This is a genomic window from Streptomyces sp. NPDC005728 (genome assembly GCF_040630895.1).
Lineage (GTDB): Bacteria > Actinomycetota > Actinomycetes > Streptomycetales > Streptomycetaceae > Streptomyces.
This window is the reverse complement of sequence record NZ_JBEXYL010000055.1, coordinates 22,280-41,241: the sequence shown is the minus strand read 5'-3', so window position 1 is coordinate 41,241 and position 18,962 is coordinate 22,280. Positions and strand designations below refer to the sequence as shown.

19 protein-coding genes and 4 pseudogenes are annotated in these 18,962 nt (G+C 70.0%); 11 read left to right on the top strand and 12 right to left on the bottom strand.

Annotated elements, in window-relative coordinates; genetic code table 11:
* Positions 1 to 22 precede the first annotated feature (22 nt).
* The 4 genes and pseudogenes from ABZ471_RS30390 to ABZ471_RS30375 all read right to left on the bottom strand — a co-directional run.
* Positions 23 to 254: pseudogene (locus ABZ471_RS30390) on the bottom strand (ATP-binding protein); the annotation flags it as partial.
* A gap of 196 nt (positions 255 to 450) precedes the next feature.
* Positions 451 to 1,902: an amidase gene (locus tag ABZ471_RS30385; protein ID WP_359070827.1), complete on the bottom strand. Its 1,452-nt coding sequence runs from the start codon at positions 1,900 to 1,902 to the stop codon at positions 451 to 453.
* A 368-nt stretch (positions 1,903 to 2,270) separates the two neighbouring features.
* On the bottom strand, positions 2,271 to 3,176 hold the full coding sequence (locus tag ABZ471_RS30380) for a peptidase (protein ID WP_359070826.1): 906 nt from the start codon (positions 3,174 to 3,176) through the stop codon (positions 2,271 to 2,273).
* A 223-nt stretch (positions 3,177 to 3,399) separates the two neighbouring features.
* Positions 3,400 to 3,693, bottom strand: coding sequence for a hypothetical protein (locus tag ABZ471_RS30375; RefSeq protein WP_359070824.1), 294 nt, complete (start codon positions 3,691 to 3,693; stop codon positions 3,400 to 3,402).
* Between the two features lie 200 nt (positions 3,694 to 3,893).
* Between ABZ471_RS30375 and ABZ471_RS30370 the strand changes: the two genes are divergently transcribed.
* On the top strand, positions 3,894 to 4,880 hold the full coding sequence (locus ABZ471_RS30370) for a L,D-transpeptidase (RefSeq protein WP_359070822.1): 987 nt from the start codon (positions 3,894 to 3,896) through the stop codon (positions 4,878 to 4,880).
* A 130-nt stretch (positions 4,881 to 5,010) separates the two neighbouring features.
* On the opposite strand, the pseudogene ABZ471_RS30365 reads toward ABZ471_RS30370, so the two are convergent.
* Positions 5,011 to 5,166: pseudogene (locus ABZ471_RS30365) on the bottom strand (IS982 family transposase); the annotation flags it as partial.
* A 69-nt stretch (positions 5,167 to 5,235) separates the two neighbouring features.
* On the opposite strand from ABZ471_RS30365, the gene ABZ471_RS30360 reads away from it, so the two are divergent.
* Positions 5,236 to 5,625, top strand: coding sequence for a hypothetical protein (locus tag ABZ471_RS30360; RefSeq protein WP_037743720.1), 390 nt, complete (start codon positions 5,236 to 5,238; stop codon positions 5,623 to 5,625).
* Between the two features lie 198 nt (positions 5,626 to 5,823).
* A complete protein-coding gene (locus ABZ471_RS30355) occupies positions 5,824 to 6,219 on the top strand; it encodes a DUF5959 family protein (RefSeq protein WP_359070820.1) in 396 nt (131 codons plus the stop codon).
* Positions 6,220 to 6,261: 42 nt separating this feature from the next.
* Here the strand turns inward: ABZ471_RS30355 and ABZ471_RS30350 are convergent, their stop codons facing one another.
* Together ABZ471_RS30350 and ABZ471_RS30345 are read right to left on the bottom strand one after the other, a co-directional pair.
* Positions 6,262 to 6,906, bottom strand: a complete 645-nt coding sequence (locus ABZ471_RS30350; protein ID WP_359070819.1) for a DUF6461 domain-containing protein — start codon at positions 6,904 to 6,906, stop codon at positions 6,262 to 6,264.
* Positions 6,907 to 6,990: 84 nt separating this feature from the next.
* The gene (locus ABZ471_RS30345) at positions 6,991 to 7,179 is read right to left on the bottom strand and encodes a hypothetical protein (RefSeq protein WP_359070877.1); all 189 of its coding nucleotides are present in this window, start codon (positions 7,177 to 7,179) and stop codon (positions 6,991 to 6,993) included.
* On the opposite strand from ABZ471_RS30345, the pseudogene ABZ471_RS30340 reads away from it, so the two are divergent.
* The 7 genes and pseudogenes from ABZ471_RS30340 to ABZ471_RS30310 form a co-directional block, all read left to right on the top strand.
* A pseudogene (locus tag ABZ471_RS30340) lies at positions 7,147 to 7,297 on the top strand (uroporphyrinogen-III synthase); the annotation flags it as partial. The gene ABZ471_RS30345 and the pseudogene ABZ471_RS30340 overlap by 33 nt on opposite strands.
* Positions 7,298 to 7,746: 449 nt before the next feature.
* Positions 7,747 to 8,238: a hypothetical protein gene (locus ABZ471_RS30335; protein WP_359070817.1), complete on the top strand. Its 492-nt coding sequence runs from the start codon at positions 7,747 to 7,749 to the stop codon at positions 8,236 to 8,238.
* Positions 8,239 to 8,343: 105 nt separating this feature from the next.
* Positions 8,344 to 12,741, top strand: coding sequence for an amino acid adenylation domain-containing protein (locus ABZ471_RS30330; RefSeq protein WP_359070815.1), 4,398 nt, complete (start codon positions 8,344 to 8,346; stop codon positions 12,739 to 12,741).
* 6 nt (positions 12,742 to 12,747) lie between these two features.
* Complete coding sequence (locus ABZ471_RS30325; RefSeq protein WP_359070814.1) at positions 12,748 to 13,017, top strand: acyl carrier protein; 270 nt, start codon at positions 12,748 to 12,750, stop codon at positions 13,015 to 13,017.
* A gap of 5 nt (positions 13,018 to 13,022) precedes the next feature.
* Positions 13,023 to 13,778, top strand: coding sequence for an alpha/beta fold hydrolase (locus tag ABZ471_RS30320; protein WP_359070812.1), 756 nt, complete (start codon positions 13,023 to 13,025; stop codon positions 13,776 to 13,778).
* The gene (locus ABZ471_RS30315) at positions 13,772 to 14,404 is read left to right on the top strand and encodes a LysE family translocator (RefSeq protein WP_359070811.1); all 633 of its coding nucleotides are present in this window, start codon (positions 13,772 to 13,774) and stop codon (positions 14,402 to 14,404) included. Before ABZ471_RS30320 ends, ABZ471_RS30315 begins: the two co-directional genes overlap by 7 nt.
* Positions 14,405 to 14,693: 289 nt before the next feature.
* Positions 14,694 to 14,879, top strand: coding sequence for a hypothetical protein (locus ABZ471_RS30310; protein ID WP_359070809.1), 186 nt, complete (start codon positions 14,694 to 14,696; stop codon positions 14,877 to 14,879).
* Positions 14,880 to 15,151: 272 nt separating this feature from the next.
* Here ABZ471_RS30310 and ABZ471_RS30305 read toward each other — a convergent pair whose 3' ends face one another.
* From ABZ471_RS30305 to ABZ471_RS30285, 5 genes and pseudogenes are all read right to left on the bottom strand, one after another.
* Positions 15,152 to 15,313, bottom strand: coding sequence for a hypothetical protein (locus tag ABZ471_RS30305; protein ID WP_359070807.1), 162 nt, complete (start codon positions 15,311 to 15,313; stop codon positions 15,152 to 15,154).
* A 75-nt stretch (positions 15,314 to 15,388) separates the two neighbouring features.
* Positions 15,389 to 15,721, bottom strand: a complete 333-nt coding sequence (locus ABZ471_RS30300; RefSeq protein ID WP_359070805.1) for a cupin domain-containing protein — start codon at positions 15,719 to 15,721, stop codon at positions 15,389 to 15,391.
* Complete coding sequence (locus ABZ471_RS30295; protein ID WP_359070874.1) at positions 15,718 to 16,407, bottom strand: MFS transporter; 690 nt, start codon at positions 16,405 to 16,407, stop codon at positions 15,718 to 15,720. Before ABZ471_RS30295 ends, ABZ471_RS30300 begins: the two co-directional genes overlap by 4 nt.
* 195 nt (positions 16,408 to 16,602) lie before the next feature.
* Positions 16,603 to 16,737: pseudogene (locus tag ABZ471_RS30290) on the bottom strand (cyclophilin-like fold protein); the annotation flags it as partial.
* A 53-nt stretch (positions 16,738 to 16,790) separates the two neighbouring features.
* On the bottom strand, positions 16,791 to 17,807 hold the full coding sequence (locus tag ABZ471_RS30285) for a zinc-dependent alcohol dehydrogenase family protein (RefSeq protein ID WP_359070803.1): 1,017 nt from the start codon (positions 17,805 to 17,807) through the stop codon (positions 16,791 to 16,793).
* A 248-nt stretch (positions 17,808 to 18,055) separates the two neighbouring features.
* Here ABZ471_RS30285 and ABZ471_RS30280 point away from each other — a divergent pair, with 248 nt between their 5' ends.
* The gene (locus ABZ471_RS30280; RefSeq protein WP_359070801.1) at positions 18,056 to 18,955 is read left to right on the top strand and encodes a helix-turn-helix transcriptional regulator; all 900 of its coding nucleotides are present in this window, start codon (positions 18,056 to 18,058) and stop codon (positions 18,953 to 18,955) included.
* The last annotated feature ends 7 nt before the right edge of the window (positions 18,956 to 18,962 follow it).

Genomic DNA, 18,962 nt, shown 5'->3' with positions numbered 1-18,962 from the left:
ACATGGAGCGGGTTGGCCAGCCGGCTTCGGCGTGTTCGGCGCGGGCTCGGGTACTGGCGAGGCGGTAGGAGTCGCTGCCGGTCTCGATGAAGGTGCCGTTGAAGGTGAGCCGGACGACGTCGGCCGTGCGGAGACGGGGATCGGTGAAGGACTGCGTCCATCCGAACGACGTGTCGGAGGCGATGGAGACGCTGTTCCTCCTCGGTCAGGACATGGAACAGCAGTTCGGCGCCGTGCCGGTCCAGCTCCATATGTTGGGTCGGGCACAGGCTGCCGGCCGAGCGGGGCGGCCGGCCGCTGGAGAGTCTGGCCGACGAGCTGGTGGCGGCGATTCGGCTGCCCCTGCCCTGCTCCGCAGGGATCGATTCCTCCCCGGCCTGAAGGCCGGGGCATCCTCGGAGGTGCCCGGTGGTCCGCACCTCGTCCTCGACGGACACCCGGTAGTACGCCCTACTTCGGCACCTGGAAGCCGCCGATCTTCTGCTCGAGCAGTTCGGCCAGCCGCAGCGGGGTGCGGTCCTCGAACATCGGGCCGATGAGCTGCGCTCCCACCGGCAGGCCATCGGAAGCCCGGCCCGCTGGTATGGCGGTGGCGGGCAGGCCGGGCATGGTGGCCAGGCCGGCCCAGACAAGCTGGTCGAAGTACGGGTACTCGACGCCGTCGATGTCGATCCGGCGTTCCAGCGGATTGGGGTTGTGGTCGTGCGGGAACGCGGGAGTGGGCGTGATCGGGCACACCACGGCATCGAACTCGGCGAACAGTTGCCGCCAGCCGTGGCGGTGCAGTTCGCGGCGGTTGTTCGCCTGGAGCCAGTCGCGGTGGCTGAACACCATGGCGCGCAGCCGTGCCGCGTCGAGACTCTGGTCGTCCGCGCTCAGTCCGGCGGCGCGGGTCCGCAGCCGATCGTACGGTTCGACGGGAAAACGTGCGACGGAGCCCGAAACCAGCAACTGGCTGTAGAGCGTCCCGGCCTCGGTCAGATCGGGTAGCAGCGGACTGTGCCGTTCGACGTGGGCGCCGCCGTCGACAAGCGCGTCGGCGACTCGGTTCACGCCCGCCCGCACCGCCGACCCGGTTGGAATGAGCGGATGTTCGTCGAGGATCAAGACCCGGAAGTCGCGGAGCCGTTCGTGGCGCGCGGGCGGCAACCTCAAGTGGTGCGCCACGCCGAGCGTCAACGGATCCGGTCCGGCCATGACGTCGAGCAGGAGCGTGAGGTCGCGGGCGGTGCGCGCCATAGGACCGACGACGGCGAGGTCGAGGTCGACCGGCAAGGCCGGTGCGGACGGCGGGACCATACCGCGGTTGGCCGCCAGCCCGAGTGTCGGCTTGTGTGCGTAGACACCGCAGAAATGCGCGGGGGTGCGCAATGAACCGGCGATGTCGGAGCCGATGGACAACGCGCCGAATCCGCACGCCAGGGCCGCCGCTGATCCGCCGGAGGATCCGCCCGACGTGCGGCCGTGGTCCCACGGGTTGTTGGTGGTGCCGTAGATCTCGTTGAAGCTCTGGATATCCTGCAGCCCCAAGGGCACATTGGTCTTGCCGAGCACCACCGCGCCGGCGGCCTTGAGTCGCGACACCTGTACCGCGTCCTCGGCCGGCACATAGTCCCGGTGTTGCGGCATGCCCCAGGTCGTGGGCAGCCCGGCGATGTTGTAGGACTCTTTGACCGTCACCGGAATGCCGAGCAGCGGCCGGTCCTCGCCGCGGGCAAGCGCCTGGTCGGCGCCGCGCGCGGCGGCCCGCGCGCGGTCGAAGTCCGGCACACAGATCGCGTTGATGGCCTTGTCGTCCCGCTCGATACGGGCAATCGCCTCGTCGGTCAGTTCCGCCGAGGTCACTTCACCGGCACGCAACGCGGCCGCCAACTCTTCGGCCGTCTGTAAATTCCACTCCATGAATCCGACCGTACCGGCCTCTGGAACAGGCCATGAAATACCGCTTCGCGCAACGGGATTGACGTCTCAAAACTCATGGTGTTCCTCTGCGGCCACGGGCATTCGCCCGGCCGCTGGCACTGGCGATGGCGATGGCGATGGCGATGGCGATGGCGAACCGCGCCGGGAGATCAGCGACGGCCTCCAGGCGGTGGAGAACTGGAACAGCGCCAACCATGACCTGTTCTACGGCAAGGACGGCGTTCTGTTCTGGACCCACGTGAACCGGTACGGCAGGTTCGAGCTGGACATGGCATCGCATCTCGGCACCGCGCCGCCGACAGTCTCCGGCCCCCGAGAGGGCACTCCTCCGGCCGGAGCCCCAGCGCTCAGCCGCGCTGGGCGGCGTCATAGACGGCCTGCGCGGTCTTGTCGAGCGTCGGCCCGTACATCGGGGTGCCGCCGTCGCCCTCGCCGTGGCTGTTGACCGAGACCACGGTGCCCTTGCCGGTGGCGGAGTTGAAGCCGGCGAGCCAGGGACCACCGCTCGCACCGCCGCCGAGGTCGCACGGGACGCGCTGCTCGCCCTCGGGAGCGCGCTGAGAGGTACCGGCGCAGTACAGCAGCTCCTCGCCCCGCTGAGGAGTGGTCGCCGGATAGCCGAAGGCGGTGACCCGCTCACCGGCCGGGCGGCCGAAGGCGATGTCCTGCGCTCCCACCGCGTCGGTGAGCCGCTTCCCCCTGGCCGGGGTCGCGACGACCATCGCCGCTACGTCATTGACGGTGTCCTCGGCCCAGGAGCGCGGTGTCATGGTCGCCTTGACGGCATAGCGGCCGTACGGCGCCTTACCCTTGGCGTAGCCGGGGACGAACACGATGTCGCTGTAGGTGTTGACGGGCGAGGAGCCAAGGCGCGCGCAGTGGGCGGCAGCCGTGATCACTGAGCGGTTACGGCTGGTGACGGCACTGGCTGTGCACCAGGTGTCCTGTCCCCTTGAGTTGACGAAGAAGAGCCGGCCGATGCTGGGGATGCCCTTGCCGGTCCAGGGCTTGCTCAGCGGTCCGGTCGGCCCCAGGTCGACGCTGCGACCGACCTGCTTTATGCGTGCGGGCGTCCAGTACGAGAGGGCGGCGACCTGCTCCGCCGTCGTATAGGTGACCGTACTGACCTGCCCGGTTCCGGCGGCGGCCGCCGCGGGTAAGGCCGGGGTCGCCAGGGGGCCGGCCAGGGCCAGCAGGGCGGTGGCGAGACCGGAGACGGTGCGGCGCGCTCCTCGGGACGGGCTAGGTGACATGGGCGTCCTCTCGGATGATCGGGATCGGGCGATCACCCGGAAGGATGTGATTCCGGCCGGTGGGGTGCATCCGCCGTCTGAATCTTTCGCTGCCGCGGCCATCGAAAGGCTCGTTCCCTTCGTCGTGCCTTAACCCCACGAGATGAGGCGGCCGTTGGCCATCAGCCAGGGATCATCACCCACCCCGGCCAGAGAAGTCATCGACGATGTTTGGACTGACCTTTCAGCAGGTCGGAGGCCTCCTGTACATCTCCGGGGAAACGAAGGTGATCTTGATTGTGGCGAGCCGCCCGGTCTGCTCGCGGATTGTCGTGTCCGGCTTGGTGTCCTGCGAGTCGAGCGAGGTGGCGAAGTGGATCCTCGCCGTCTTGTCCGCCCATTCGCCCGCCAGCAGGCCGTCGACGGCCTGCTCGATCTTGGTCGCGGTGAGCGTCTTGATCCGCCGGGATTGCAGGGTGATGTAGTCCCGGCGGCGCGGCGCCGACTTCACCGTCCACGTCGCAACTGGAGTGCGCACGGGTCCTGCGCGGACACCACGGCCGGGATCGAGCGAAGTCAGCAGGCAGGATGTCGCGCCCCTCATCGTCCCCGATCCGGCGGTGCGCACCGAGTTTTGGGACACGTTTTACACGACGCATGCAACTGCGACCCACTCCGTCGCTGTCTGACAGGGAGTCGGGCCCGTCAGGGCCGAAGGGCGAGAGAGCGGGGCAGGTCGTGGGACGGCGCAAGGGCGGCATAGGGATCGCACTCGTCACAGGTGTGCTGCTGGTGGGCGCAAGTGCCTGCGGCGGGGTCGGCAGTAACAAGGCGAGCGGGGACGACGCAAAGGCGTCGGGCAAGCCGAGCGCGAGCGCCTCTCCGTCACCGACGAAGCCCGCGGGCCCGCCGATGCTGCTGGAGACGATCACCCCCCAGACGGGAACCACGGTCGGCGTGGCCATGCCGATCTCGGTGGTCTTCACGAACCCGGTGGCGGCAAAGGCACGGGCCACGGTGGAGAAGCACATGAAGGTGAGCGCCTCGCAGCCGGTGGCCGGCGCCTGGCACTGGTTCGGCGACAAGCGCGCCGACTGGCGACCGAAGACTTACTGGCCCTCCGGCACGACGGTGAAGATCGACGCTGACATGAAGGGCGTCAGCAACGGTAGCGGACGCTACGGCGTGCGCACCTACACGCACACCTTCAAGATCGGCGACGATGTGCGCGCGGATGTCTCCGTGACCGGCCACACCATGAAGGTGACCCGGAACGGCAACGTGGTGCGCACCCTGTCGATCAATGCGGGCAGCGCTCAGTATCCGACGTGGAACGGCACCATGGCCGTCATCGACAAGCAGGAGAAGGTCCACATGACCTCCTGCAGCGTCGGCATCAGCTGCGACAAGGGCAGCCCCAACTACTACGACCTGACGCTGCCCTGGGACGTCCACCTGACCCAGTCCGGCACGTACGTGCACTACTCGACCGGCGACCCCAATCCGGGCAGTGGCAGCGCCCGCGGCTCGCACGGCTGCGTCCACCTGTCCATGTCGGACGCCAAGTGGTTCTACGGCCAGGTCAAGCAGGGCGATCCCGTCACCGTCACCGGCTCGCCCCGTGCCAAGGCCCCGGCCGACAACGGCTACGCCGCCTTCAACCTGGGCTGGGACCAGTGGCTCGCGGGCAGCGCGTCCGGTGAGGGAACGACGTCGACGCTGTGATGCGCTGCGGTGGCGTCGCCGGTCAGCACTCAATGATGTTGACCGCGACGCCACCGTCGTACTCGCCCTTCGGGCTGATCGGAAAGCCTGGTGAGCCCCGTGTGCGGTTCTCTGCTTCCTGGACCTGTGTCGCCTGCATCGTGGCGAGGGTGACCAGTTCGGCATCGCTCAGGCGGGGCGTCATGCCGACCGGCGGACGCCACGGCGCCAGGTCGGGATGCTCCTTCAGCGTGTCGTCAGTCGTCGCACAGAGTGCTGTCGCGAGGGTGTCCACGTCGTTCGTCACAAAACGATCTTGGACACCCTCGTTCTCGTCTCCGCAGGCACCCTTGGACCACACCACCGGGAGGAACCAGTGTCATACCCGCAACTGCTCACCCCCGAGGAGAAGCTCGCCGACGCGAAGAAGCTGTTGAGCCTCCCGCGTATCGTCGTGATCTGCGGCTCCACCCGCTTCATGACCGAGATGAACGAGGCCGATCTGCGGGAGACCAAAGCCGGAAAGATTGTCGTCAAACCGGGCTGTGACATGAAGTCGCCGCACGAACTTTGGTCCGATCCTGTCGAGGCCGAGGCGCTGAAGGTTCGACTCGACGATCTGCACCGGGCGAAGATCCGGCTCGCTGATGAGGTGCTCGTAGTCGGCGACTACATCGGAGACAGCACCCGAGCCGAAATCGCCTACGCCCGGTCGCTGGGCAAGCCCGTGCGGTTCACGCACCCCGAAGTCGACCCTGACGCCTGACCGCCCGCTGCCACCTCGACAACCAGGGCCGGCAGCCCGCCGCCTGACCGTCTCGCGGTGGCTTCGGCCGCCGCCCACCCCACACCCTCCGCAGGCATCACTTGGAATTGCTCATCTAGACCGCAGACACTGATCACAGAGTGCGGTACCAGTCTTCGCCGTTGCCGCCGAGCGTGTTGCGTAGGTAGTTCTCGAGCGATGACTCAATCCAGGTGCGACTGTCGGTTTCGTGATCCCAAACGAAGATTTCATCGCGGGCCGGGGTGCGCAGCCGTCGACGCCCCGGCCGCGATCGAGGAGCAGCTTGGCCAGCCGCTCCCCGAGTCCTTGCGTGAGCTTCTGACGGAGACAGACGGCTTCCCTCCAGTCGCGCGCGAGAGCCACAGCGCGGGTCCCGGCCGTGAATTCGTCCAGCAGCGCCAGCTGTCGCTCGGTCGCGCTTGCCGGGTCGACGCCTTCGGGGGCGGCCCAGTTCCTGCGCACGGGCGGGTGAGCGTGCGCGTGCCGATCGCCCTGCCGGACGACTGGGTTGCCGATCACCGACAGCGTCTGCACCAGGTGATGAATCACTGGGTTCCGATGCTGTCAGCGTAGGCAGACAAGCCGTCGCCAGCAGATGAGTCCACACAAGGGTGGTCACCAGGATGAGGGAGGCGAGGTGCGGGTGACCGCGGAAGGAAGCTGCCCGCTCTCGAGCACCTGCCGTGACAGGGCCAGTCCGAAATGCTCACCGATGACCTGAAGGGTCTTGCGCTTGGCTTCGAGAGGCGACAGTTCCTCGTCGTCGCCGAGCAGGTCATCGATGGAGCCTTCCGGCGCGACGACCCCTGCGGCTTCCAGCGCCGGGCGTAGCAGGTCGGGTTGGGCGCCGCTGGGGTGGTAGTCGGCGCCCAGCTCGAAGTGCAGCTGTACTTGACCGTCGGCGAGGTATCGGAAGAGGGAGGGCGGGTCGTCCGGCCGCGGGTCGAAGATCACTACCTCGGCACCGTCTCGGGAGACTGCCGGGTCCAGAGCCCAACCCTCGCTGCCTCCGGACTCCACGATGAACGACCAGTCGCCGCTATGGCCGAGGCGGCCGACGCAGTTGATCTGCGAGAGGTCGACAAAGGCGGATGCTTCCTTGCCGGTGAGGGCAGCGCCGATCTCGACAGGTTCATGGTCGGACATGCGTTCTGCGAGCTGCTGGAGGCTGAGGCCGCGGGCACAGGTGATGTACAGGTCGCTGGCGTTCAGGTTGGTGCCGCCCCAGGCGTCGGCGATCCAGGCAAGATTTTCGGACACTGCCGGCTTCCCTTCCGTTCGTAACGTAGGGCTGGTGGGGCAGCGTAGATCTCGTGCTGAGCCCCACCAGTTGTCAGTAGCCGGTCAGGGCTTGGGAGCCGTGCAGGCCACGGTCGCCTGTGCGGCACAGTGTGCGAACTGCGGGAAGTCCACCCGGTACGAGTCCTTGTTCAGCAGCCGGTACTCGCCCGAGAAGCCCGAGTCGACGTCGGCGAAGACGGCGTCCTCGAGCTCGCCCGACGGACCGTTGCCGGGCGCGGGCGCGACGAACATGCGGTGGAGACCTCCATGGCCCCGCCTCCGTAAGGGTCTTGGGGCGCCGGAGTTGATCCGGACCATGGTCAAGCGGGGCTGCCGGCCGGTGCTGGACCCGGCCGCGGACGCGAAGTAAGCGGACGCGTGAGGTGAGGGCTTGGCCGCGGCTCCAGCAGGCTGTTTACGGCCAGCTGGCAGGCAAAGGCCACCCCAAGGAACGCGGCCGCTCCTGGGGAGCCGTGCAGAAGCGGAATGACCAACTGCCGCGACGCCCCGCCGAGTGTTCGGGGTGAAGATCCTTGATGATCAAGGAACCGCACCGAAGCAAGATCCTGAAGGGTAGCCGTCCGGCGACGGTACCGGAATCAAGAGCAAGACGGACATGTCCAGTTTCGGGTGTTGCGCGATTGAGCCAACGGCGCGGCTGGAGTTCATCCAAGTCGGTTGACGATCTTCGACGGGTGTGGATTCACTTTGCTCGATTGCATCGCCGAATTCGTACGGGGGCTATTTTGAGTGCGCAGGTTATTCCAAAGGGACTCGTCCACCTGGCTTCTTGCTCCGCGAGGCACTGACGCCCAGGGTATGTCGCCCTCCTGTTGCGGCCGGCGCCGCTCGACCGCGGCCCTGTTCGCCTTCGGCCGGTTCGACACGACCGCGCCACTGGTGAGCGCCCCGCTGACGCGGATGCGCGGTGCGGTCGGCCCGTGGGCGGCGTCGTACGTCGTCGCCGGGCTGTTCGCCCTGGCCACGTACGGCCCCCGCCCGGCGGGACTGCTGCTGTGCGCCGCGCTGCTCGCGCTGGGCGCATGCGCCTCCTCGGGCTCGTTCCACCCCTGGCCGATCTCCATGGCGCCCGGGAGTGAGCCCACCCGGGCCGCCGCCACGGCCGACTCGACGACGGGCGCCGGCGGGTTCGCCGGGCCCTCGATCGGCGTCGGACCGGCCTCCGCCAGTGCCACGGCCGTCCGGCCCGCACTCGCGCCGGGCCACGCCCTGCCGGGCACCCCGCCCGGCCCGCTGACCTGCAGACAGGTTCGGCGACAGGTCGCCGGGGCTGCCGCGCTCCCGCGGTAGCTCCGCAGCGCACCTCGCGCACCACCCCCTCGTCCCACCCTCCACCCATCCACCGTGCCGGTTCCGGCACGCCCCATCTGTGTCCGACGGAGAGACAGGAGCGTTATGAAGGTCCGAAACGCAACGAATGCCCCCGGAGCGGAGCGGTTCGAGCCGTTCCCGCTGACCGAGATCCAGTACGCGTACTGGGTCGGCCGGGGCCCCAACTTCGTGCTGGGCAACGTGGCCCCGCATGCCTACTTCGAACTGGAGGGCCGCCGCCTCGACCCCGGCCTGCTGTCCGAGGCCTGGCGCCGGCTGGTGGAGCGGCACGACATGCTGCGCGCGGTCGTCGGCCCCGACGGACGCCAGCAGGTGCTCGAGACCGTCCCCGCGTTCGAGGTCCGATGTACCGACCTGCGCTCCGCCTCCGAGGAGGACAGGGAGCGCACGCTGCTCGCCGTGCGGGAGGAGATGTCGCACCGGGTGTACACGGCGGCCGACTGGCCGCTGTTCGACCTCCGCCTGAGCCGGCTGCCCGACCACGACCGCCTGCACGTCAGTGTCGACCTGCTGATGGTCGACCTGGCCAGCCTCACCCTGCTGTTCAGCGAGTGGAGCGCACTGTGCCAGGACCCCGGCCTGGAACTGCCGCCGGTGGACGTCACCTTCCGCGACTATGCCCTGGAACTGGAGCGGGGATCGCAGGCCCCCCGCTACCAGAAGGCGCTCGCCTACTGGACGTCGCGGGCCGCTACCCTCGCCCCGCCCCCCGAACTCCCGCTGGCCAAGTCACCGGTGAGTGTGCACCAGCCGCGCTTCACGCACCGTGAGTTCCACCTGCCCGAGGACAAGTGGAAGACGCTGCAAGGGCGGTGCGAGGACCGGGGGCTGACCCCCACCGCTGTGCTGGCGGCCCTCTTCTCGGAGGTTCTCGCCGTATGGGGCGGCTCCCGCCGCTTCACCCTCAACCTCACCCTCTTCAACCGGCTGCCCCTGCTGCTCGCCGACGCCGGGAACGGCAAACGAACCGTCCACCCCCATCTGCGCCGGATGGTCGGAGACTTCACGTCTATCTGCCTCATGGAGACGGACGCCTCGACGGGCCGTACGCTCACCGAGCGGGTGGAGGCCACCCAGGCGCAGCTCCAGCAGGACCTGAGGCACCGGCAGGTCAGCGCCCTGGAGGCGCTGCGCGAACGCCGCCGTCTGGGTCTGCAGAGCGGCTTCGAGACGATGCCCGTGGTCTTCACCAGCGGCCTGGGCACCGCCGCCGACGTCTCCGCATCCCTGAGCTACTTCGGTGACATCACCTACCGCGTGAGTCAGACCCCGCAGGTGTGGTTCGACCACCAGGTCGTCGACATCACCGGCTCTCTCGACCTGACCTGGGACTGCGTGGAGGAACTCTTCCCCGAGGGCCTGCTCGACGACATGTTCGCCGCCTACACCTCCCTGGTCACCCGGCTCGCCGACGACGACTCGATGTGGGACGAGGAGATCACCGTCGAGCTGCCCCCGCATCAGCTCGCCGCCCGCGAACGCGCCAACGACACGAGCGGCGAGCGCCCCTCCGGCCTGCTGCACGAGCCGTTCCTCGACCAGGCCGCCCGGCACCCGGAACGGACCGCCGTGCTGGCCGGGAACCACGTCCTGACCTACGGAGAACTCGCCGCCCAGGCCCAGGCGGTGGGCCGCGAGGTCGCCGCACTCGGCACGGACGGCCTGCGCGACCGCCTGGTGGGCATCGGCCTGCACAAGGGCGCCGACCAGATCGCCGCCGCGTACGGCGTGATGATGGCCGGCAGCGCCTACCTGCCCGTCAGCCCGGCCCTGCCCGAGCGGCGTCGGGCCGACCTGCTGCGGGACGGCCGAGCCCTCGCGGTGCTCACCGATGCCGGAACCGACGGGCTGGGCTGGCCCGAGGACCTGCCGCGCGTCCTCGTCGACCAGGTGCGTGCAGGGGACACGGAGGCCGGGCGCCGGCCGGGCGGCCCCGCCGATCCGGGCGACCTGGCGTATGTGCTGTACACCTCGGGCTCGACCGGTACTCCGAAGGGCGTGATGATCGAGCACCACGCGGCCCTCAACACCGTCGTCGACATCAACGAGCGGTTCGGTGTCGGACCCGAGGACCGGGTCTTCGGCCTCGCCGAACTCGGCTTCGACCTGTCGGTGTACGACGCCTTCGGCGCACTCGCCGCCGGCGCCGCCCTGGTCCTGCCCGATCCGGAGCTGCGCTCGGAGCCGGCGCACTGGGCCAAGCTGATGAGCGAGTACGGCGTGACGGTATGGAACTCCGTCCCGGCACAGATGCAAATGCTCGTGGAGCACCTGGAGGCGGGCGGCGCGCTGCCCGAGCGGCTGCGGCTGGTCATGCTCAGCGGCGACTGGATCCCCGTAGACCTGCCCGACCGGATCCGCGGCCTGTGGCCCGAGGCGGAGATCATCTCTCTGGGCGGCGCGACCGAGGCCTCGATCTGGTCCATCCACCACGTCGTCGACGAGGTGGAGCGGGGCGCGAAGAGCGTTCCGTACGGCGTTCCGCTGCGCAACCAGACCTTCCACGTGCTCGACGCCCGCATGGACCCGTGCCCGGTGTGGACCCCGGGCGAGCTGTACATCGGCGGGGTGGGCCTGGCCCGCGGCTACTGGGCCGACGAGGAGCGCACCGCGGCGGCCTTCGTGACGCACCCGCGCACCGGCGAACGCCTGTACCGCACCGGCGACTTCGGGCGCTACCGGCCCGACGGCACCATCGAGTTCCTGGGCCGCCGGGACGGCCAGGTGAAGATCAACGGGCACCGGGTGGAGCTCGGCGAGATCGAGGCGACGCTCACCGCGCATCCGGGTGTGGACAGCGCGGTCGTGGTGAAGTCCGCCGACCAGGACGGCGCCGCCCGCCTGCTGGGGTACGTCGTGCCGACCCGTGACGACGACAGGCTGTTCGTGACGGAGCGGGCCGACGAAACGCTGCGCGCGGCGCAGTGGCAGGCGCTCGCCGGCACCGCCGGCAGGCCCGCCGAGGGTCCCTCGCCCGAGGAGTTGCGCATCGTCTGGGATGCGCTCAACGAGGTGTACACCATCGCCACCGCGAGCGCCTTCCGCGCCTTCGGCCTGCCCCACCTGCCGGGCGAGCACTTCGATCCGGCGGCCCTGCGCGGCGCCGGGGTGGCCCCCCGCTACGGGCGATGGCTGGCCCGTGCCGTGGCCGCCCTGGAGGAGTCGGGGCACCTGCGGCGCACCGCCGAGGGCCTGGAGGTGGCCCGCGAACTGCCCGACGGACTCCCGGAGGCGCTGTGCGAGCGCGCCCGCCATGCCCTCGGACAGCTGCTGGACGTCCCGGAGGACGTCACCGACTGGATGCTCGGCCTCGCCGGGAACCTGGCGGGCGTGCTGACGCAGAGCGTCCACTCCGCCGAGCTGTACGCCTCCGACCGCACCCCGGGCGTCTACGCCCGGCTCTTCGGCCCGACGTACGCCGCCGCAACCACCGCGGTGCGTGAGCTGACCGAGAGCTGGCCCGCCGACCGGCCGCTGAACGTCCTGGAGGTCGGCGCCGGCTACGGCTCGCTCACCCGGCACCTGCTGCCCCTGCTGCCCGCCGACCGCACGGAGTACGTCTTCACAGATGTCTCCCGCTACTTCCTCGACCGCGCGGAGAACGAGTTCGCCGCGTACCCGTTCCTCCGCTGCGACCTGTTCGACCTCGACCGGCCGCCGGCCGCCCAGGGCTTCGAAGGCCAGTCGGCGGACCTCGTCATCGCCGCGAGCGTCCTGCACGACATGCGGCAGGTACGGCGGACGCTGGCCGCCCTGCGCTCCGTGCTCGCCCCCGGCGGCGTCCTGCTGCTCGTCGAACAGACCACCTTCCACCCGTGGTTCGACCTGGTCATGGGCCTCCAGCAGGGGTTCGACAACTTCGAGGACACCGACCTGCGCAGTACGCACTGCCTGCTGGACCGCGCGCAGTGGCAGCAGGAGCTGACCGCCGCCGGATTCACGGAGTCGGCGCTCCTCACCACCTCGGGCGGGCCCGCGTCGGTCGGCTTCGACGTGCTGATCGCCCGAGGACCCGCAGTGCGGCGCCGGTTCGCCCCGGAGGAGCTGCGCTCCTTCGTCGCCGAGCGACTCGCCCGGCACATGGTGCCCGCCCAGCTGTACGCGCTGGACGAGCTGCCGCTCAGCCCCACCGGCAAGGTGGACCGCGCAGCGCTCGCCCAGGCCGGCCGGCGCGGCAGCGGACGGGGCAGGCCGGCCCGGCCGCCGCGTACGGATCGGCAGCGCAAGCTCGTCGACATCTGGAAGGAGGTGCTCGGCCTGAACCAGATCGACCTGGCCGACGACTTCCTGGACCTGGGCGGCGACTCCCTGCTCGCCGCGCGCCTGGCGGCCCAGCTCCAGTCGGCGTTCGGGATCGACGTGCCGGTCCGCACAGTCCTGGAGTACACCACGGTCGAAGCGCTCGACGGACATCTCGAGCAGCTTCTCGGCCCGTCGGCGCCCATCACCGAGGAAAGGTGAGGAACAGTGAGCAACACGGCTATCGCGCACACCCCTGTCCCCGTCGTCGACTGGCTGACCGGCTTTCTCGCCGAACTGCTCGACGTGACCCCTGACCAGATCGACCCGGCCACCGGGCTGGACCTGCTCGGCGTGGACTCGGCCACCACCCTGGTCGTCTGTGCCAAGGCCCGCGACGAACTGGGCGTCCCGCTGCGGCCCAGGGAGGTCTTCGACAACTTCACGGTGGAGGCCCTGGCCCGCCATCTGACCGCACGGCAGCCGGCGGGAGTGTGAGTCCCGTGCCCAACTGGCTGCTCAGCGCGGCACCCCGCGCCGCTGCCTGTGACCTGTACTGCTTCCCGCACGGGGGCGGTTCGGCCGCCGAGTACCTGCGCTGGTCCCGCGACCTGCGGACAGCGCGGGTGCACGCGGTGCAGCTGCCGGGCCGCGTCCCGCGGCTGCACGAGGCCGCGCCCGGCACGATGCGGGAGCTGGTCGAGGCGTTCGTCGCCGAAGCGCCTCTCCCGGCCGGCCGGTTCGTCTTCTTCGGACACAGCCTGGGCGCGCTGTTCGCCTACGAGATCACGCGCGCCCTGGCGGCCGCCGGACGTCCGCTTCCGGCCCGGCTGGTCGTGTCGGGCTTCCGGGCGCCGCACCTGCCGCATCCGGTCACGCAGATCCACCGGCTGCCCGACGACGAGTTGCTCGACACGGTCGCCCGCCTGCACGGCGGGCTGCCGGACGAGGTGCTCGCCTCGGCCGAGCTGCGCGGGCTCGCCGCGAGCGCGCTGCGCGCGGACTACCGGATCCTGGAGACGTACGTCTGGCACGCCGGGGAACCGCTCCCGGTGCCGCTCACCGTGTTCGGCGGCGAGGACGACCGGATCACGGCGGACGAACTCGAGGCCTGGAGCGAGCACACCTCGGCCGGGGCGACCGTCCGCCGCTTTCCCGGCGGGCACTTCTACCTGCGCGAGGGGCCGGTGCCCGTCCAGCGGGCGCTGTCCGCGGCCCTCGCCACGGTCCGTGCCGGGGAGCGGAGCACGACGTGCTGACCTTCGCCGCGGCCTGCCTGGTCCTCATCGTGATCCCTGGTCCCGACCAGGCTCTGATGACCCGGAACGCGCTGGCCGGCGGGCGCAGGGCTGGGCTGCTGACCATGCTCGGCGGGGTGCTCGGCCTGAGTGTCCATGTCTCCGCGGCCGCGCTCGGCGTCTCGGCCCTGCTGCTGGCCTCCACCACCGCCTTCACCGTACTGAAGGTGGTGGGAGGGGCCTACCTGGTGTGGATGGGCATCGCGACCCTGCGCGGCTCCCGTCGCACCCTGCAGGAGGGCCCGCGGGACGACGACGCCATGGACGACCAGGCGCCCGGTGCGGGCGAGGGCGGCCGGATGCTGCGCCAGGGTTTCCTGTCCAACGCGCTCAACCCGAAGGTGGCGCTGTTCTTCGTCACCTTCCTGCCGCAGTTCCTGCCGTCCCAGGGCAGCGTGCTGCCCCGGGCTCTGCTGCTCTCGGTGGTGTTCGCGGTCCTGTACGTGCTCTGGTTCAGCCTGTACGTGTCCACTGTGGACCGGCTCGGCAGAGTGCTGCGCCGACCTCGGGTGCGGGCCCGCATCGAGCAGGTCACGGGGCTGCTGCTGATCGGTTTCGCAGCCCGGCTGGCCTTCGAGTCGCCCTGATCCGACCGGGCGCCGGGGCCTGAACCGGACACCGTCGCCCGTGCGTTCGAGGTACTCCACGACGCGTTCGCCGACTCCGGCGAACGCGTCGTTCTCGTTCCGGCCTGGCTGTCGACCCGCGGTGGGTACGAGGGGGTCCGGGCGCCCTTCACAGAAGGCGGCTCGCTATACCGCCGTGCGCTTCTCGTTCCACTTCGAGCCGGCGTAGCCGTCGCGGTTCTCTCCGAGCAGGCCCCACGTTCCGCCGGTCATCGGCTTGGTGTAGAGCTGGGCTCAGTCGTTCCCGGAGTTGACCTGGTTCAGGCCGCCCGGCATGCCGCCGCTCTGGTACGTGCTCGCGGGTGCGTACTCGTCGCACGGTCCGCTCGGCGTGGCGCTGTTCGGCGTCCAGCTGCTGGGGCAGACCCTGCCGCGGCTCTTGGTGCTGGTCCAGTCGCCTCCGTTCGGGTCGGCGTTGTTGCCGGGGCCGAGGTAGGTGACGAGGGAGTCCCGCTTCCGGCTGCCGGGTACAGGTCGGCGTCGACCGTCCAGGTGGGCTTGAAGAACGGGAAGACGCAGCCGGCTTTGATGTTGCCCCCGGCGATGTCGTCACAGCGCGGCGCCGGCTCCCGGACACGGACGTCGCCGCTGGTGCCGAGGCTGGTCCGGGCGTGAGCGTCCCCGGCGTCGAACGAGGAAGCTCCAGCCGAGGTCGAACTGCTCCTTGCCGGTGCCGTTCCAGATCGTCTGCGTCTTCGCGGTCACGGCTTACTGGGCGCCGACTTCGCCGACTGCCCGGTGCGGCGTGGTGTTGAGGCCGTCGTTGCTCGCCCACTGGACCTGCGAGCTGGTGCAGTCCTTGCAGTCGTCGCCCGGCTTCCAAGTGCGGCGCACGCCCTCGATCGCGTCGTCGATCTGCGTCGGGACCACGGTGAGCTGCTGGTCGAACTCCGCCCGGTCTCCGCGCCGGTGGCCGACTTCGTGTTGTACAGCTCGGCTTGGCGATCAGACGGTGAGCGCTGCGGCGTACTGCTCATCGGTCACCGGTTCCAGCCAGGTGGTGCCGTCGCCGTTGGCGTCGCCGACGACCATCGCGATGTGGGCCATGAGGGTCGTGTCGGTGCCCCCGTGCCAGTGCTCCTCTCCGGGCGGGCACTTGATGATCTGTCCGGCGGAGACGCGTACGACGTTGCCGTCGCGGGTGCCGACCAGACCGACGCCGTCGGTGATGTAGAGGATCTGGCCGTTGACGTGCGAGTGCCAATGGGTGCGGGCGCCTGGGGTGAAGCGCACCAAGGCGGTCGCCAGCCGGGCTGGTTCGGCGGGGGCCTCGATCATGTTGAGGTATACGTCGCCGGTGAAGCGTTCCGTCGGCGCCTTGCCAGCCACAGACGTCCCTGTCGCAGGGTCCGGATCTCGGCTCGCACCGAAACCTGGGCGCGTTGCTCCGTTCGGGGAATGAAGCGTGCGATCACAGCGGCGGCGAGGACGGCGAGCGCGGCCAGGGCCCAGAACAGTCCGCGCCAGCCGGTGACGTGTCCGGCCAGGGAGCCGGCCGGGACGCCGACGACGTTGGCCAGAGTCAGGCCGCCCATCATCACACTGACCGCGCGGGTGGCGTTGCCGGAGCCGGCGGCAGCGGTGGCGATGACGAAGCCGACGGCCCAGAACGCGCCGGTGGCCAGCGCGGTGACGAACCGGGCGGCCAGGACGACGGTGAAGGAGCTGCTGACGGCCGCGACGACGTGCCCGGCGGCGAAGACCGCCAGGGCGAGGACGAGGGTGAGGCGCTGGGGCAGGCGCAGGGTGGCCAGGGCCATGGTCGGCCCGCCGACGATCATGCCGACGGCGAAGGCCGTGATCAGCAGCCCGGTGTGGGAGACGCTGGTACCGAGGTCGGGGGCGATGTCCGGGAGGATCCCGGCGATGACGAACTCGGTGGTGCCCATGAGGAAGGTGCCGGCGGCGAGCACCCACACGACGAAGGGCAGCTTGCCCGGCGCGGGAGCGGCGGGGAAGGACATGCTCGGAGACTTCTCCTTATGAGGTGAGCAGGTCAGGATGCGGCCTGGATGCGGACGCGATCGGCTGAGGCCAGGCGTGCGGTGTCGTCGCGGTCGGTGAGGTGCCCGAGGACGACCAGGCCCTGGGAGGGGGTGGCCGTCGCGGTGGAAGAGGGCCAGGTTTCCCCACGGCGCGTAGAAGGCCAGGTCACCCGCCTTCGGGTCGGATGAGGCCGGTGCATCGTCGGTGCTCGGCCTGCGGGGCAGGCCCGCGACGCGTTCGGTCTGCTGAAAGTCGTCCAGATCGAGCGTGAGCGGCAGCAGGGCGGCGAAGTCCCGTGCGGCCCGCATGCCGGGCAGGACCGCGTTCACGCAGGTGAGCGGGCCCTTGAGGGGTCTTTGGGTCAAGGCTTGAGGAGGGCCTTGATGGCACGGCGCTCGTCCATGGCCTGGTAGCCCTCGGCGACCTGATTCAGGGGCAGGGTGAGGTCGAACACCTTGCCCGGGTCGATGCGGCCGGACTGGACGAGGCTGATCAGGTCGGGCAGGTAGCGGCGTACGGGTGCGGGGCCGCCTCGCAGGCCGACGTGGGAGAAGAACAGTTCCTGGCCGTCGACGGCGACGTCGTGGGGGACGCCGACGAAGCCGACGTTGCCGCCCGGGCGGGCGGAGTGCAGGGCCTGCTGCATGGCCTGGGGAGTGCCGACGCACTCCAGCACGCTGTCGGCGCCGATTCCGCCGGTGAGGTCCTTGATCCGCTCGACGCCTTCGTCGCCGCGCTCGGTGACGACGTCGGTGGCGCCGAACTCCAGGGCGAGCTGCTGCCGGCTCTCGTGGCGGCTCATGGCGATGATGCGCTCCGCGCCCATCTCCTTGGCGGCGATCACGGCGCACAGGCCGACGGCGCCGTCACCGACCACGACGGCGGTGGAGCCGGGCTTGACCTCGGCGGCGTCGGCGGCCCACCAGCCGGTGCCCATGACGTCGGAGACGGCCAGCAGGCCCGGCCACAGCTTCTCGCCCGGGATCCCGTCGGTGGCCACCAGCGTGCCCTGTGCGTTGGGGATGCGCACGTAGTCGGCCTGGCAGGTGCTCATGAATTCGCGGTGCAGGCAGCTGGACTGGAAGCCGTTCCTGCAGTTGGCGCAGGTGTTGTCCGAGGTGGCGAACGAGCCGATCACGAACTGGCCCGGCTGGACGGAGGTGACCTCGGAGCCGACTTCCTCGACGTAGCCGACGTACTCGTGCCCCATCGGATGGGGATCACCGATCGGCTCCAGACCGCGCCAGGGCCACAGGTCGGAACCGCATACGCAGGTCACAGCGGTACGGATGATCGCGTCGGTGGGGTGGAGGATCTTGGGGTCGTCCAGCGTTTCGAAGCGGACGTCGCCGGGGGCGTGGATCACTGCTCCGCGCATGAGAGGGGTTCCTTTTCGTGCCGAGAGGGGCGCCGTCGTGCGGGCGCCGAGTACAGGTTGCGAAACCCGGCATCGGCACCGCTTGGCCGAGCGGCCGGACGCGGCACCCTCGCCGGTCGTCGTACGCGACCGGAGGAAAGGCACCACGTCATCCAGGTAACCCGCTCTCCTCGCGCGCAGCGAGTCACCGTCAAGGGGTGTACTGGCGGTACACCCCAGTCGGGGCGAGGGGAACGTAGCGTCGAGATGTGGACAACCATGAAGAGGTCCGCGAGTTCCTGACCTCGCGGCGAGCCAAGATCACCCCGGAGCGGGCCGGACTGCCTTCCGGCCCCCGCCGTCGCGTGCCGGGCCTGCGCCGCAGCGAGGTCGCGGCCCTGGCCGACATGAGCGTGGAGTACTACGCCAAGCTGGAGCGGGGCAACCTCGCCGGGGTCTCCCCCACCGTCCTCGAAGCAGTCGCCCGGGCGCTGCAGCTCGACGACGCCGAACGCGCCCACCTCCTCCACCTCGCGCAGACCGCGGACGGCTCCGACGCCCTCACCCGGCCCCGGCGCCGCAACCCCCGGCAGTGGACCCCGCACCGCAGCCTGCAATGGACCCTGGACGCCATCACCGCCGGACCCGCCTTCGTCCGCAACGGCCGCATGGACCTCCTCGCCGCCAACCAGCTCGCCCGCGCCTTCTACAGCGACGTCTACGCCTCTCCGACCAACCAGGCCAATCTCGCCCGGTTCAACTTCCTCGACCCCGCCTCCCGGCGCTTCTACCCCGACTGGGACCAGGCCGCCGACATCGCCGTCGCCATCCTGCGCACCGAAGCCGGCCGCAACCCCCACGACAAGGACCTTCACGATCTCGTCGGCGAACTGTGCACCCGCAGCGACGAGTTCCGCACCCGCTGGGGCGCCCACGACGTCCGCCACCACGGCACCGGCACCAAACGCTTCCACCACCAGGCCATCGGAGAACTCACCCTCGCCTACGAGGGCTTGGACATGGCAGCCGAACCCGGCCTCACCCTCACCATCTACACCGCCGAACCCGCCTCCCCTTCTGAAGAGGGACTGCGCCTGCTCGCCTCCTGGGCCGCCACCCAGGAAACCGCCTCGCTCCCACAGACATCTCCAGCCGACCGACCGAAGTAGTGGCCCA